The organism is Metasolibacillus sp., assembly GCF_025291715.1.
Taxonomy (GTDB): Bacteria; Bacillota; Bacilli; order Bacillales_A; family Planococcaceae; genus Metasolibacillus; species Metasolibacillus louembei.
Map to the genome: position 1 here is coordinate 16511 of NZ_JAMBIZ010000023.1, position 15176 is coordinate 31686.

At 38.6% G+C, this 15176-nt stretch carries 14 protein-coding genes and 1 riboswitch; of the genes, 10 read left to right on the top strand and 4 right to left on the bottom strand.

The features are described 5' to 3' along the window. Positions 1–35 precede the first annotated feature (35 nt). Together M3Z76_RS13615 and nfsA are read right to left on the bottom strand one after the other, a co-directional pair. Positions 36–464, bottom strand: coding sequence for a hypothetical protein (locus M3Z76_RS13615; protein WP_293927972.1), 429 nt, complete (start codon positions 462–464; stop codon positions 36–38). A gap of 364 nt (positions 465–828) precedes the next feature. Next, entirely contained in the window at positions 829–1563 is a 735-nt protein-coding gene (nfsA, locus tag M3Z76_RS13620; protein ID WP_293927969.1) for an oxygen-insensitive NADPH nitroreductase, read from the bottom strand. Positions 1564–1741: 178 nt separating this feature from the next. Further along, positions 1742–1856: riboswitch (SAM riboswitch) on the top strand. A gap of 105 nt (positions 1857–1961) precedes the next feature. Here nfsA and M3Z76_RS13625 point away from each other — a divergent pair. From M3Z76_RS13625 to M3Z76_RS13635, 3 genes are all read left to right on the top strand, one after another. Beyond that, positions 1962–3248 (top strand): O-acetylhomoserine aminocarboxypropyltransferase/cysteine synthase family protein, encoded by a 1287-nt coding sequence (locus M3Z76_RS13625; protein WP_293927966.1) that lies wholly within the window; start codon positions 1962–1964, stop codon positions 3246–3248. Between the two features lie 163 nt (positions 3249–3411). Beyond that, positions 3412–3798 carry a hypothetical protein gene (locus M3Z76_RS13630; protein ID WP_293927963.1) on the top strand — a complete coding sequence of 129 codons (387 nt, stop codon included), beginning with the start codon at positions 3412–3414 and terminating at the stop codon, positions 3796–3798. A gap of 362 nt (positions 3799–4160) precedes the next feature. Then, complete coding sequence (locus tag M3Z76_RS13635) at positions 4161–5147, top strand: homoserine dehydrogenase (RefSeq protein WP_293927960.1); 987 nt, start codon at positions 4161–4163, stop codon at positions 5145–5147. 51 nt (positions 5148–5198) lie between these two features. Here the strand turns inward: M3Z76_RS13635 and M3Z76_RS13640 are convergent, their stop codons facing one another. After that, the gene (locus M3Z76_RS13640) at positions 5199–5429 is read right to left on the bottom strand and encodes a MerR family transcriptional regulator (protein WP_293927958.1); all 231 of its coding nucleotides are present in this window, start codon (positions 5427–5429) and stop codon (positions 5199–5201) included. 111 nt (positions 5430–5540) lie between these two features. On the opposite strand from M3Z76_RS13640, the gene M3Z76_RS13645 reads away from it, so the two are divergent. From M3Z76_RS13645 to M3Z76_RS13665, 5 genes are all read left to right on the top strand, one after another. Next, complete coding sequence (locus tag M3Z76_RS13645; protein WP_293927955.1) at positions 5541–6227, top strand: response regulator transcription factor; 687 nt, start codon at positions 5541–5543, stop codon at positions 6225–6227. 142 nt (positions 6228–6369) lie between these two features. After that, positions 6370–8643, top strand: coding sequence for a HAMP domain-containing sensor histidine kinase (locus M3Z76_RS13650; RefSeq protein ID WP_293927952.1), 2274 nt, complete (start codon positions 6370–6372; stop codon positions 8641–8643). Positions 8644–8774: 131 nt separating this feature from the next. Then, entirely contained in the window at positions 8775–9842 is a 1068-nt protein-coding gene (locus M3Z76_RS13655; protein WP_293927949.1) for a metallophosphoesterase, read from the top strand. Between the two features lie 18 nt (positions 9843–9860). After that, positions 9861–10688: an undecaprenyl-diphosphate phosphatase gene (locus M3Z76_RS13660; RefSeq protein WP_293927946.1), complete on the top strand. Its 828-nt coding sequence runs from the start codon at positions 9861–9863 to the stop codon at positions 10686–10688. Positions 10689–10956: 268 nt separating this feature from the next. Next, positions 10957–11238: a hypothetical protein gene (locus tag M3Z76_RS13665; protein WP_293927943.1), complete on the top strand. Its 282-nt coding sequence runs from the start codon at positions 10957–10959 to the stop codon at positions 11236–11238. A gap of 54 nt (positions 11239–11292) precedes the next feature. Here the strand turns inward: M3Z76_RS13665 and M3Z76_RS13670 are convergent, their stop codons facing one another. Further along, positions 11293–12090 carry a TIGR00266 family protein gene (locus tag M3Z76_RS13670; protein ID WP_293927940.1) on the bottom strand — a complete coding sequence of 266 codons (798 nt, stop codon included), beginning with the start codon at positions 12088–12090 and terminating at the stop codon, positions 11293–11295. A gap of 166 nt (positions 12091–12256) precedes the next feature. Between M3Z76_RS13670 and M3Z76_RS13675 the strand changes: the two genes are divergently transcribed. Together M3Z76_RS13675 and M3Z76_RS13680 are read left to right on the top strand one after the other, a co-directional pair. Beyond that, on the top strand, positions 12257–13729 hold the full coding sequence (locus tag M3Z76_RS13675) for an aldehyde dehydrogenase family protein (RefSeq protein ID WP_293927938.1): 1473 nt from the start codon (positions 12257–12259) through the stop codon (positions 13727–13729). Positions 13730–13837: 108 nt separating this feature from the next. After that, the gene (locus tag M3Z76_RS13680; RefSeq protein ID WP_293927935.1) at positions 13838–15010 is read left to right on the top strand and encodes a saccharopine dehydrogenase family protein; all 1173 of its coding nucleotides are present in this window, start codon (positions 13838–13840) and stop codon (positions 15008–15010) included. Positions 15011–15176 lie beyond the last annotated feature (166 nt).

Here is a 15176-nt window from a genome sequence, read left to right on the forward strand (position 1 = left end):
GCACAAATGCAAAAAGGGAGCTGTTTAGAAAGTTATCACTTTCTAGACAGCTCTTCTTCAATATATTGAAGCATTTTTGCATAACGCAAGGTGAGTTGTTCTTCTGCGAACAGTTGTAGCTTGTCAAAAGCTTGCTGCTGTTCTTGAACAATTTGACGTTCCTGTGTAAAAGCGATAGCAGGCTCATGCTGGAAAATATATCGTAAATGAAATAGCTGAAGCATTGCAACTTCAGGGCTTTCTAGATTGTATGCGAATTTCATATTCCAAACGGTTGTATAAGATATATATTGATTAATATAAGCTGTAGCATGCTGGTATTTTGCTTCATCAATCATTGGCTGAATCTTTTTATGAACATCAGCCAATGCTAAATTAATATCGGCAATGGCGTAATAAAAGCGACGAATCGATTTTAATTGCTGGCGCTCGATTGATTTTGCTGTATGTCTATTCATTTGCATAGGCGAACACCTCATAATACTTTCATGTATTGTAGGTATATTTTATCATGATTCAGTAGAAAATGCCCACCTCTATAGGTGGTGCGATGAATGCTTAGACTACTTTGATTCAGTAAGTGTTCAAACGCCTACTGAATCATAATAAAGCCTCCGGCGGATGTCAGGGATTTTGAAAGGAGCCCATTGTGCAAGCACAATGCAAAATCCCGACGCAATTACGCCAAGGCGTAATTGATCATGATTCAGTAGGAAATTCCTAGCTCTACAACATGCCTTAAGCAATCTATGATTCAGCGACTGTCACAAAAAGCTTGGACGCAACTATGCGAAAGCATACTTGCTGATGTGCAAAATAACCTTGCTACTATTTCCAAGTAAAGCCTTGCTGTGCAAGGTAGTCTTTTATGAATGGGCGCTTTTGCTCAATTAAATAATCCGCCATTTGCTTTGTCCATGTTGCCGTTTTTTGATTGGCTGAGCGGCTTGCATAATAGCTTTCCATCGTTGCATCATATTCATCTAATAAAGCGTCGTATTTCATCACATCATAGCTATTTTCATGTAAAATAGCTGCAACAGGCAAGCGCGGTTTCGTTTCGTTGCGCTTTGTTGGTGTGCCAATTGTCATGGCGAATAGCGGAAAGACATTTTCAGGTAAATTAAATAACTCCGTAATAGCTGCTGGGTTGCTACGCGCGCCTCCAATATAGCAAATACCGTAGCCATGTGCCTCGGCAGCAATGACGAAGTTTTGGGCGAATAAAGATACGTCCGCTACACCAACAAGTAAATTTTCTGCTGAATCCGTGACGATGTTTGTACCATGCTTTTGCCCCGCTACTTGTAAACGTTTGAAATCAACACAAAATAAAAATGAAGCACCTGCTGTTTGAAATTGAAATTCATTTTTTGATAATTCACCAAGCTTTTTCTTTTTATCCTCATCCGTTATCCAAATGACGCTATAGGCCTGCACAAAATGTGAGCTAGCTGCCATTTGCGCTGTTTCGATTAAATCAATAACTATTTCGTGTGAAATTTGTTCCCCTGTATATTTACGCACAGATGAATGACTGCGTAAAAGCTCTCTCGTATCCATTTCCATCCCCCTAAATAGATGTATTCTCCTCACTATTTTATACTACTCAAGCTAAATAACCAATCATGTTGGCTGGGGGTGATGATTCTAGCAATTTAAAAAATTTTAAAAATAATAGTTGACTTCTTGGTTTACAATGATTTATACTCAATTTCAACGATGGAACATGAATCAAATACTCTTATCAAGAGTGGCGGAGGGACTAGGCCCTAAGATGCCCAGCAACCGGTAGGCGACAAGCTTACAAAGGTGCTAATTCCTACAGATTCGAATTGGAATCTGAAAGATAAGGGGAGGAAAACTTGCTCATTTGCAACCCTCTTCTTAGGAAGAGGTTTTTTTGTTTTTCTACCCTCCTCAAAATTCACTGCCATCGAATAAATTTTAGGAGGAATATCATGTCAGCATTACGGCCAGAAACATTGCTACTACACGGTGGGCAAAAGCCTGATCCAGTAACAGGAGCAATTGCAGTACCTATTTATCGTACAACTGCCTATGCATTTAATGACACTGCTCATGCGCAGCGACTATTTGCATTAGAAGAAGCTGGGAATATTTATTCTCGCATTATGAACCCAACTGTAGGAGCATTTGAAGAACGTGTCGCCTTGTTAGAAAAGGGCACAGCAGCAGTAGCACTTTCTTCAGGAATGGCAGCTATCTCATTTTCCATTTTAAATATTGCTGGTGCAGGAGACCATATCGTATCGGCAGGCTCTTTATATGGTGGTACTTATAATTTATTTGCGACAACATTGCCACGCTATGGTATTACAACAACATTTGTCGACGAAAGTGACCCGGAAAACTTCCGAGCAGCAATTCAAGAAAATACAAAAGCAATCTTTGCAGAAACAATTGGTAATCCAAGCTTAAATGTACTAGATATTGAAGCGATTGCTAAAATCGCACATGAGCATGAAATTCCATTAATTATTGATAATACATTCCCTTCTCCATACGGCTCTAACCCAATTGAATTTGGAGCGGATGTTGTCATTCATTCGGCAACAAAATGGATTGGTGGACATGGTACAACAATCGGTGGCATTGTTGTTGATGCAGGGAAATTTGATTGGACACAAGGTAAGTTCCCAGGCTTTACAGAGCCAGATTTAACATATCACGGCATATGCTATGGAATTGATACAGCAGCGGCTGCATTTGCCACAAAGCTACGTGTACAATTATTGCGTGATTTCGGTCCGACATTGAGTGCGGATGCGGCATTTAATTTCTTACAAGGGTTAGAAACGCTTCATTTGCGTGTAGTAAGACATAATGAAAATGCTAAAAAAGTAGCTGAGTATTTACGTGATCACCCATTCGTGGAATACGTAAATTACAATGGCTTTGAATATGCTGACTCGCATTCATTGGCGACAAAGTATTTGAAAAACGGCTTTGGTTCTATTGTAACTTTTGGTATTAAAGGTGGCAGAGATGCTGGGCGAGAAGTAATTGATAATGTTCAATTATTCTCACATGTAGCGAATGTAGGAGATGCGCGCTCCCTTATTATTCACCCTGCATCTACAACGCATCAGCAACTATCTGCGGAGGAATTGAAAATCGCTGGTGTATCAGAGGAGCTCATTCGCTTATCGATAGGCTTGGAGGCAGTAGAGGATATCATTGCAGATTTAGAACAAGCATTTCAACAGCTTTCACTAAATAAGTAAAGACAAAGGCTCTGTAGGCTGCATCATTTCGCAGTCACAGTTGCCTATAAAAAATAATACCTAGTATTTTTATAAGAATTATTGACTTCTTCTGTTTTATGAATTACAATTAAACCAACCAACTTGCAGGGAATTGAAATGATAAATAAAAGGAGTGTTGGACATGGGACGTACATATAGTGCACAAAATATCGCATCTTATATCGTATATGAATTAAATGAAACGTATACATTTGTTAATGCACAGGCGATTCAATTATTATTGGCAAATGTTGAAAAGATGTGGATGAAAGTATTTGGACACAGTGCGTTCTTAGAAACAACATGCGATTTATCAAATGGCTATATTATTAAGGAAGTTTACGATGCGTATACAGACTGTGGAAGTCACCATATTGATATACCAGCAAAAGAATGGTTTTTGCGCTATGGTGAATTCCAGCTTATCCAACGCACATATGCAGTGCCTGCGTTTACAGCTTTAGAGGAAAAAATTATGCAATCAATTTTACAAAATTACCGAAGTAGACAATTGACACAAGTCAGCTGAAATATTTCTTACTATATAATAGAAGAAATTCCCCCATTTCTTTTATTCATAAATGTCAAGGGCTGTCGGGAATTAACTTCCTAGCAGCCCTTTTAAATTTCGCAACGCACATAAAGTGACCTCTCTGAAAAAACAAATGTCCATTTAAGGTAGAATTTCCTTGTAATATCCTAAGGATTGCGCTAGAATCACTATATAATAACTAGAACGATGCATCAAAATAAAGTCTTTAGTGCAAATTTTGAAGTGATTATCCTAAGGAAATTTAGATAAAATGGCACTAAGATAAAACGAATTGTAATTTTTGTACATCATACAAAGTATGATTGGTCGTGAAAGGAAATTTGGAGGCGAATTAGATAATGGCAACAATAAAGGCAGCCATCCTCGGCTTTGGAACCGTGGGGCAAGGAATTTATCATATATTAAAGGAGAGGAAGCAGGAGCTCCTAGAGAAGCTAGGTGTGGAGCTCGAGGTAGCAAAAATATTAGTAACAGATGCAAGTAAAGAGCGTGTACCAAATACACGGCATTTAATGACGGAAAGTATTGAAGATGTATTGGCAGAGCCAGGCTTACACGTTGTATTTGAAGCAATTGTCAACGAGGAGCCAGCATTTTCTTATTTAAAGCGCGCAGTTGAGCATAAATGTCATGTGATTACAGCGAATAAGGTGATGTTTGCAAAGCGCGGGCAGGAGCTTGAGCAGCTTGCAAAAGAGCACGGTGTAGGTGTAGGGTATGAAGCATCTGTAGCAGGTGGCGTACCTGTTATTAAAACGTTGAAAAATATACTGTTAGTAAATAATGCACAGCGCATTCAAGGGATTTTAAATGGAACGACAAATTTTATTTTAACAAAAATGCGCATTGAAAATGTTCCCTTTGAGGAAGCTTTAAGTGAAGCACAGCGCCTAGGCTATGCAGAAGCAGACCCCTACAATGATGTCTCAGGGCAAGACGCCTTCAAAAAACTAATGATTTTATCAAGCTTAGCATTTGGTGAACAGCCAAATTGGGCAGAAATAGAAGTAATCGGTGTTGATACAATTTCTCAAACGGATATGGAAGCAGCAAATTTACAAAATTCGCGTTATCGCCATGTTGCTGAAATTGAGCGTTTAGCAGACGGAACGCTAGTTGGCAAAGTGACACCGCTATTAGTAGACAATATGCATCCATTATATTCAATCGATGATGTAAATAATGCTGTTACCGTTGATACAGACTACATTGGAACAATTACACTTGTAGGACCAGGTGCAGGTATGTACCCAACTGCAAGTGTGATGGTAGAAGATTACGCAGCAATTATGTTGAAGGGCGTAGGGCAGGCTGTATCCATCTAAATAAGTGCCAGGCACAGAAACAATTCTGAATTGTTTCTGTGCCTGGCACTTTTAATCTTCATCCTTTACATCAATATCTTCAGGAATGGGTGTATGACGCCAAATTTCAATTTCCTCTTTAATACGTTCAATTTGCTCATGATATGTATCGAATTGACCGCTGTTAATTAAAAATTGTTCCCCATCGTGTACTGCTTTGATGCGGCCGTTATGAATATAATGTAAAATTTGTTCTTCTGGCATATTTAAATCTATCGCTGTTTGGGCTACAGTTTTATACATAAACGACATTTCCTTTCCACTTCTTCAGAATTTCTTAAGATTTACAATAAGCAATACTTCATTTTTATCCTTTATTATAACATTATAAGAACTTATAGTGAGGTGAACGATATGACAAAATTGACGGTATTAGTCGTGGATGATGACCAAGATATTCGCGATGGTATCGAGATTTATTTAAAAAATGATGGCTATCATGTATTGAAAGCTGGAGATGGTGTAGAGGCTTTAAATATGCTGTCACAGCATGAGGTGCATTTAATCGTTTTAGACATTATGATGCCTAATATGGATGGCATTACAGCGACTTTTAAAATTCGAGCAGAGCGCAATATCCCTATTATTATGCTGAGTGCAAAGGCAGAGGATTCGGATAAAATTCACGGCTTATCAGTTGGAGCAGATGACTACATTACGAAGCCGTTCCACCCGTTAGAGCTGATGGCACGTGTGAAATCACAGCTTCGTCGCTATGTTGAGCTAGGAACATTTCAAAATAGTGCAGTACAGGTAGAGGGCTTGGAGCTAGATGCCGCAGGGCGTCAAATTTTGAAGGACGGAGAGCCTATAAAGCTAACGCCAATTGAATATAAAATTACTGAATTATTATTAAAAAATGCAGGTCGTGTTTTTTCCATTCAAGAAATTTATGAAATGGTTTGGAAGGAAGAGGCCTATAATGCTGAAAATATTGTTGCAGTCCACATCCGAAAAATCCGCGAAAAAATTGAGACAGATCCAAAAAATCCACGTTATTTAAAGGTTGTTTGGGGACTTGGCTACAAAATGGAGAAATAATGTTGCGCTAATTTGTACAGTTATTAGTGCGGTAGCTAGTGTGATCGGTCTTATTTATATCGGGATATTTTTGTGGGCGGCAAAGGCGGATTTAATCAATACATTACAGTTATTACGAAAGCTTTTTTAGGAGGATAAAGGAATGAAGAAAGGGAGAGGCGTCCTTACAGTTTTTCTAATCTTTTGGACGGTATTTGCGCTAACGTCTTTTGTAAAAGACGCAGATAAAATTATAGGTAAATCCTTCGTAACCTCAGATGAATTTCAATCAGAGCTACGCAATTATTATGAGGGATTATATCAACATGTTTTAAACACATTTGATGCAGAGAAGGTAAAGGAGCAAATAACCGTTAATAAAGATGAAATTCAGTATTATCGCAATTATTACGGCTCGTTAGAGGAACAAGTAGGGAATGTTGCATCACAATATGATTACCGCATACAGGAGGAGGGCGTTTCTGCTGAAGTAAAGGAAGTATTAAAGCAAGAGCGCGACCGTAAGATTGAGGAAATTAAGAAAAACTTTGCAGATGATGCGCATGTAGAAGCGAAAATTCGCACATTAAAAGAACAGCTGATTGATAAATATGCTGAAGAAAGAGGGCGTTATCGCCGAGATTTCCTTAAATCGACTAGCTATAGCATGTTCAGCTATGATTTAGTAAATGTTGAGACAGGACAAAGCTTTTTGAATAGCAGCACGAATGCACCGAGTATTTTTAAACAGCAATTTACAGGAGATGGTGGGGAATATTTTACACCTGATGCTAATGGAAGCTTTGTCTATGCTGAGGCCATGACAGATTGGGCTATGTGGTCTGATAACGTTGCAACATCGATTGATACAGAAATTTATTTGGATGGGGCAGTGGAAGAAAGCTATGCTTTATTAAACCACTCTGTGCCACTGACACTTGAACAGCCAAAATTTACGGGAACAATTTCTTTACCTAAAGCAGCATTAAAAAATACAGAGTTAAAAAGAAACTATGAAGGCTTTCAAACATTTAAAATGCTCTCCTACCTTATTTGGGCAATCGGTTTAGTTACATTCGCCATATTGCTCTATATAATACGTACTAAAAAAACGGGAATTAGCGTTTTGTTCCCAAAAATTAAGCGATTGTTTGATAAGCTACCGATGGATATAGCACTTGCTTTAGCTTTATGTGGCATCATCCTACTTATTGGTGCTATTGATGGGCTAGTACATTCACTTTATAGCGTTGCTTATTACATTAAACATAATACAGGATTTTTATGGGATTCTATTATCTTCTTTGTATTGAGCACTAGCCTATTTACAATAGTAGCTATTTGCGCAGTATGGCTAATGGAGGATATTCGTAATATCGAGCGTTGGCAAAAATCGTTTTCGTTAAAGCTTTGGCAAGTAGGTCAAGAAGCCTTTTTAAATCGTTCAATCGGTGTCCAAACAGTCGCAATACTTATCATATTTTTCCTTGCAGGGATAGGGTTTGTAGGCGCTATGATTGATGGTAAGCTGTTCCTTATTTATATACCGTTGTTCTTATTTATACTTGTGCCAGCATTATATATATTCCTTCATCGAATGGGCTACCTAAATCGTGTGATGAAGCAAACGGAGGATATGGCAGAAGGGCGTTTAACGAGCGATATTGAAGTGAAGGGCAAATCGCCGATTGCAGTACATGCAGAAAACTTAAATAAATTAAGAGATGGTGTTCGTACATCGATGACGGAGCAGGCGAAGAGTGAGCGCTTGAAAACAGAGTTAATTACAAATGTTAGCCATGATTTGCGTACACCGTTAACGTCGATTATTACGTATACAGATTTATTAAAAAAACCAGATTTATCAGAGGAAGAACGCAGTAAATATATTGATATACTTGATAAAAAATCAGCACGTTTGAAAACGCTAATTGAAGATTTATTCGATGTGTCGAAAATGGCTAGTGGCAATGTCGAGCTATTGAAGCAGCGTGTCGATTTAGCACAGCTATTACAGCAAGCGATTGGTGAGCATGAAGAGGCATTTGTGACAGCTAACTTAGATATGCGTGTTAATATTGAAAGCCAGCCAATTTTCGCCTATGTGGATGGGCAAAAATGGTGGCGTGTAATCGATAATTTAATCGTCAATGCACAAAAATATTCGTTACAAGGTACACGTGTTTACATTACATTAAAGCAACAGGGCGCAGAGGCAGAGCTTATTGTGAAAAATGTAGCGAAATATGAGCTTGTAGAAAATGTTGATGAGCTAACGGAGCGCTTTAAACGTGCAGATACATCACGTCATACAGAAGGCTCTGGCTTAGGCTTAGCGATTGCGCAATCTATCGTGGACTTACATGGAGCGCGAATGAAAATTGAAGTAGATGGCGATTTGTTCAAAGTAACAGTCGCAGTACAAGTAGCATATTAAAAACAAGGCTGACGGAAAAATTTTCGTCAGCCTTTTAAAATTAAGTTTTTGTTTTGAGGTTTATATTTTTCTACACACAATTAGTAATGATATACTTTTGCATGTAGAAAAAAACAGGAGGATACTGTACAGTGCAATATTTAATTGGTACATTAATAGTTGTTATTTATAGTGGGCTTACATTTTACATAGGCTGGAATTTTAATTTATGGCTAGTATCTATAAATATACATATATCAAATTTTATTTTTTGGCCGATTCTTTACATAGTAGCGTTTGGCTTTTTATTAGGGAGAATTCATGAATACTTGCGTCCGTTATCGATTTTAGGTAACTATTGGATGTTTATTTTTGAATATGGGTTAATTTTATGTATTATTGCAAATATCGTTGTCTTTATAACACCATTGACAGCACGTACGACTGGTAGTGCTGCAATCATTATTTTTATTATGCTTTTCGTTTATGGAACGTATAATGCATATTCTCCTGTTGTACGAGAAACAACAGTCAAGGTGGATATTGATCAACCTTTGAAAATCGTAATGGCATCAGATTTTCATTTAGGTGTCTTATCAAATAAAGCCCATTTGCAACGATTTGTAACATTATCAAATGAGCAAAATCCTGATGTTGTCCTATTGGCAGGAGACTTAGTGGATGACAAGCCAGACCTGTTTATTAGGAAGGGTATGGGAGAAGTGATGGCACAGCTAAAATCGACATATGGTGTATATGGGGTGCTAGGTAATCATGAGTATTACGGAAACGCTATTGCAGAAGTTGTTGCTGAGCTAAAAAAAGCAAATGTAAAAATGCTATTAGATGAAACCATTTTAGTAGCAGAGCGTTTCTATTTAACAGGGCAGGAAGATTCGACAAATAAAGAGAGAAAACAGATTGCAGATTTAGCACCGATAGAGCGAGATAAGCCTTGGATTGTGATGAATCATACGCCGAATGATTTACAGTCTCCTGCACAGGCAGGCGTGGATTTGCACGTATCAGGGCATACGCATTTAGGGCAATTATGGCCAAACAACTTTATTACAGATAAAGTATTTGAATTGGATTACGGCTATAAAAATAAAGATGGTATGCATGCGCTCGTTTCAAGTGGCTTCGGCTTTTGGGGGCCACCAATGCGGGTAGGGAGTCGCTCGGAGCTATGGGTAATTCATGTTGAACCAACTAATTAATATTGGAGGAGTTACGGAGTGGAATTAATCGAATTATTAAAAGCCTTGATTTTAGGTTTTGTAGAGGGGATGACCGAATTTGCACCTGTATCATCAACAGGACATATGATTATCGTCGATGATATGTGGTTGAAAACGAAGGAGTTTTTAGGCTCTAGCTCTGCGAATACATTTAAAATTGTCATTCAGCTTGGCTCAATTTTAGCGGTTGTTGTTGTTATGTGGAAGCGCATGCTGAGCTTAGTAGGCTTGTATAAAATTGAAGGGCAAACAGCGAAGCAGCGATTTCATTTAGGTCATGTTATTGCAGGTATTATTCCAGCGGGTATTTTTGGCGTATTATTTGAGGATTTTATTGATGAGCATTTATTTTCAATTAACACAGTGGTGATTGGTTTAATTATTGGGGCATTTTTAATGATTATTGCTGATAAATTTGGTCCACAAAAACCAACAATTACTTCATTAGATCAAATTTCATATGCAAAAGCATTGAAAATAGGCCTTGTGCAATGTTTATCGTTATGGCCAGGCTTCTCACGCTCAGGCGCTACAATTTCTGGAGGGGTTTTATTAGGCTTAGATCATAAAACAGCAGCGGACTTCACATTTATTATGGCTGTGCCGATTATGGCAGGGGCAAGTGGCTTATCTTTAATTAAGCACTGGGAGGATATTAACCCAGACCACTTTATCTTTTATGCAGTAGGCTTTATTAGTGCCTTTGTCTTTGCATTAGTATCAATTAAATTCTTCTTGAAATTAATTTCACGTGTGAAACTAACGCCGTTTGCGATTTATCGTATTGTATTGGCAGCCGTGTTATTAGTAGTGTTGTATTTATAAATAAAAAGCCTCATTGTGCATAGTTTTGTACAGCGAGGCTCTTGTTTGTTAAAAAACGGATTTTAGGCTTGCATTATCATTGTCAGAGTCGCCATTTTTTACTCCATATGCAGTGAATTAAATGTAAAATGAATTTTAATAGTTAATTCTTTAAAAAGTCTTGTTTCTAATCATGGCTGTTCTGATACAGTAGACCATGATGGCAGTTCAATTATTGCAAGACAAGATAAGGATAAGTAATTGAGTATTCTGGAAAAAGGGGACTTGAATGGTGATAGACGTTCAAAAGGTGAAAGAACGAAAAAAGTTGAGGTTAGAAATTTTAACGCAACTCTATAATCTTCATTATTTTGCTGTTACGCAAAATAATAATTTGCACGGCAAAACGAGTGAATTATTTGGAGAAAGAAATAGTGAAAAACATTTAGCTTACCATTATCTTCTTACAGCTGGATATATCGAAATAGAGAGTATTGAAGATAATTCAGCAATAACACTTACAGCAAAAGGTATTGATTATGTAGAAGATTTTTATGAAAAAAAAGAATAGAATTAGAAGGAAGCTAATCTCGAATTTTAATTGAGATTAGCTTTTTTACATCGTTTACTTATTAAATAAATCGAACAATCCACCAATGCCGCCTTCATCGCTTGAGCGACCACCACCGCCCTTGCTCGCTGGAGCTGCTGCGAATACGCGGCTTGCTAATCGGCTAAATGGCAATGATTGTACCCATACAGTACCAGGACCACGCAATGTTGCTAAAAATAGACCCTCTCCACCAAATAATGCAGTTTTTACGCCACTTACCATTTCGATATTGTAATCAACATCCTGTGTCATTGCCACGAGACAGCCTGTATCAACACGCAATGTTTCGCCAGGCTGCAAATCGTGACGGTGAATTGTGCCACCTGCATGGATAAATGCCATGCCGTCACCTTCGAGCTTTTGCATAATGAAGCCTTCTCCACCGAAAAAGCCTGTTGCTAATTTGCGTTGGAATTCAATACCGACAGAAACGCCTTTCGCCGCTGCTAAAAAAGCATCCTTTTGACAAATAATTTTGCCACGCCAAACGCTTAAATCAATCGGAATAATTTTTCCAGGATAGGGTGCTGCGAAAGAAACATGTCGTTTGCTAGAGCCTACGTTTGTAAATGTCGTCATAAATAAGCTTTCACCCGTTAATAAGCGTTTACCAGCACCCATAAGCTTATCCATAAAACCGCCACCACTGCTTGCAGAGCCATCACCAAATATCGTTTCCATACGAATGTCATCTTCCATCATCATTAAGCTGCCCGCCTCAGCAACGACTGTTTCAGAAGGGTCAAGCTCCACTTCTACAAATTGCATATCATCCCCGTAAAGCTTGTAATCAATTTCATGGTTATTCATTATTTTTTCCTCCTATCAAAATCTCATTTTATTAATATGTACGTATTTTGAAGAAAAGAAGTTTCAAAATATTAAGACTAGAAAAAGGATTTAAAGAGGAAAATGTCGAATAATTTGTAGTGTAACATGAGAAATGAAGTTTTTGCGTATGGAAAGGAGAGAATCAATGGAACTGAAAAACTATATAGCTGGAGAATGGGCTACGAATGAGCTACAAAGAATGCCGATTATAAATCCAGCAACAGGTGAGCAACTAGGTACAGTGCCACTCTCAACAAAAACGGAAATCGATGTAGCTGTCCAAGCAGCAAAGGAAGCACAAAAAAGCTGGGCTTTGCTACCCGCACCAAAACGTGCAGATTATTTATATGAAATAGGCTTTAAACTAAAAGAGAAAAAGGAATATTTAGCTCAAATTTTGACGAAGGAAATGGGCAAAGTAATTGAAGAGGCGCGTGGAGAGGTACAGGAAGGTATCGACATGGCGCTGTATATGGCTGGTGAAGGGCGCAGATTATTTGGTGAAACAACACCATCTGAGCTAACAAATAAATTTGCAATGAGCGTGCGAGCTCCGATTGGTGTAGTGGGATTAATTACACCGTGGAATTTTCCAATTGCTATTGCGACATGGAAGGCATTTCCTGCACTTGTAGCTGGCAATACATTCATTTGGAAGCCCTCAAATGAAACGCCAATGATGGCATATGAGCTGGCGAAAATTTTTGATGAAGTTGGCTTACCTAAAGGTGTTGCAAACATTGTATTTGGTACGGGGCCAACGATTGGGACCGCGATGATTGAGCATCCAGATGTGCGCGTAATTTCCTTTACAGGGTCAACAGCAACTGGCAGTAAAGTAGCGGAGCTTGGTGGGAAGCATTTGAAAAAAATATCGCTTGAAATGGGCGGTAAAAATGCAGTTATTGTCATGGATGATGCAGATGTTGATTTAGCTGTACAAGGCATTGTTTGGAGCGCCTTTGGAACCGCAGGGCAGCGATGCACCGCGTGTAGCCGTATCATTGTACATCGCGATGTGAAAAAGGAGCTTGAACAAAAGCTTTTAAAGGAAATGCAAGCGATTACAATTGGTGATGGGCTTGACCCCAACGTCAAGGTAGGTCCGGTAATTAATCGTCAGGCACTTGAAAAAATTAATCATTATGTGCAGCTTGGTAAGCAAGAGGGAGCCACGCTACTAACGGGTGGTCATATATTAGCTGATGCACCATATGATAAAGGCTTTTATTTTGAGCCAACTGTTTTCACAAATGTCCTGCCAAATATGATTATTGCACAGGAGGAAATCTTCGGACCTGTCGTCAGCATTATTGAGATTGATAGCTTAGAGCAAGCAATTGAAGTAAATAATGGCGTGCGATTTGGCTTATCCAGTTCTATTTTCTCACGCAATGTGAATACGATATTTAAAGCACAGCAGCTTTTAGATACAGGTATCGTTTATGTCAATGCTGGAACGACAGGAGCGGAAATTCATTTACCATTTGGCGGTACAAAAGGGACTGGCAATGGCCATCGTGACTCCGGTCAGGCTGCACTGGATGTTTACACAGAGTGGAAAAGCATTTATGTAGACTATAGTGGGACATTACAAAGAGCACAAATTGATAGTTAAATCATCTTTTTAACGGAAAGTATTAAGCTGTAACAAGGATATACGATGTTTCAAGAAGTAATTTTGATTTACTAATAATGACATACTAAATAAAAGGGGTTGGATTACATGAAAGTAGTAGTTCTAGGTGCAGGCTTAATGGGGAAAGAAGTAGCACGTGATTTAGTAGCAAGTGAATCAGTTGAGAAAGTATACTTAGCAGACTTAGTAGTGAGTGCAGCAGAGGAGTTTGTTGCAACGTTAAATACAAATAAAGTGGAAGTCATTGAGCTTGATGCTACCTCAAGTGAATCCTTAGAAAATGTGATGTCAAAAGGGAATGTAGCAATCAATGCATTGTTTTATGAATTCAATGAAACAGTGGCAAAGGCAGCGATGGCGACAGGTGTCCATACAGTTGATTTAGGTGGACATATTGGTGGCATAACAGAGCATGTACTGGCGATGGCTGATGAAGCAAAGACTGCGGGCGTTACCATTATTCCAGATTTAGGTGTTGCACCAGGGATGGTCAATATTTTAGCTGGATATGGTGCAACAAAGCTAGATAAGGTAGAGTCTATTAAACTATATGTAGGCGGTATTCCAACAGAGCCGAAGCCACCGTTACATTACACGCATGTATTTTCATTGGAAGGTGTGTTTGACCACTATACGGAGCCATCTAAAATGATTCAAGAAGGCAAGCTCACAGAGGTGGAATCGCTAACGGGAGTTGAGCCAATTTACTTCGACGAATTTGGAGTATTGGAGGCGTTTTATACATCAGGAGGTATTTCGACACTGTACCAAACATTCCCGAATGTCAAAACGCTAGAATACAAAACAATTCGTTATAAAGGGCATGTCGAAAAGTTCAAGCTATTGGCTGACTTAGACTTCCTCAGCAAAGACAATGCAGTAGAGGTGAATGGGCAAGAGGTAAGCGTGCGTGATGTTGTGCGTGAGGCTTTAAAGAAAAAGCTAGAACTTGGAAAGAAAGTGGATGCCGTATTATTACGTGCAATTGTTTCGGGTGAAAAATCCGAGGAACAAGTAACGTATGAATATGAAATGGTCGTGAAAAAGGATTTAGAAACAGGTGTAACAGCAATGGCTCGTGCAACAGCAAATACAGCATCTGTTGTTGCGCAAATGATTGGTAGTGGGCTCATTTCGGAGAGAGGTGTTTTCGCACCGGAATCGATTGTGCCAGGTGGAGCGTATATCGAGGAAATGGCGAAGCGTGGCGTGGTTATTAGAGAAACGTCCCATCGTTCAGCAATGATTGTTAAATGGTAGAATGCAATATGGCTGGAGGGGAAAGTATTCCCCTCCAGCCATATTTGTTTTATAAAGAAAGTTAATAACATATAAATGAAAAATGTCGATTAAAGTAGTTTTACATCGTAATTTGTCTAAATAATGTTATAGATACTTATTTTGGATTGTATTATAATGAATTATG

Bases quoted from the DNA above. Each gene is read 5' to 3' on its own strand.
- M3Z76_RS13670 (WP_293927940.1), bottom strand. From the start codon at position 12,090: ATGAATAACCATGAAATTGATTACAAGCTTTACGGGGATGATATGCAA.
- M3Z76_RS13650 (WP_293927952.1), top strand. From the start codon at position 6,370: ATGAAGAAAGGGAGAGGCGTCCTTACAGTTTTTCTAATCTTTTGGACG.
- M3Z76_RS13625 (WP_293927966.1), top strand. From the start codon at position 1,962: ATGTCAGCATTACGGCCAGAAACATTGCTACTACACGGTGGGCAAAAG.
- nfsA (WP_293927969.1), bottom strand. From the start codon at position 1,563: ATGGATACGAGAGAGCTTTTACGCAGTCATTCATCTGTGCGTAAATAT.
- M3Z76_RS13675 (WP_293927938.1), top strand. From the start codon at position 12,257: ATGGAACTGAAAAACTATATAGCTGGAGAATGGGCTACGAATGAGCTA.
- M3Z76_RS13680 (WP_293927935.1), top strand. From the start codon at position 13,838: ATGAAAGTAGTAGTTCTAGGTGCAGGCTTAATGGGGAAAGAAGTAGCA.
- M3Z76_RS13645 (WP_293927955.1), top strand. From the start codon at position 5,541: ATGACAAAATTGACGGTATTAGTCGTGGATGATGACCAAGATATTCGC.
- M3Z76_RS13615 (WP_293927972.1), bottom strand. From the start codon at position 464: ATGCAAATGAATAGACATACAGCAAAATCAATCGAGCGCCAGCAATTA.
- M3Z76_RS13640 (WP_293927958.1), bottom strand. From the start codon at position 5,429: ATGTATAAAACTGTAGCCCAAACAGCGATAGATTTAAATATGCCAGAA.
- M3Z76_RS13665 (WP_293927943.1), top strand. From the start codon at position 10,957: ATGGTGATAGACGTTCAAAAGGTGAAAGAACGAAAAAAGTTGAGGTTA.
- M3Z76_RS13635 (WP_293927960.1), top strand. From the start codon at position 4,161: ATGGCAACAATAAAGGCAGCCATCCTCGGCTTTGGAACCGTGGGGCAA.
- M3Z76_RS13630 (WP_293927963.1), top strand. From the start codon at position 3,412: ATGGGACGTACATATAGTGCACAAAATATCGCATCTTATATCGTATAT.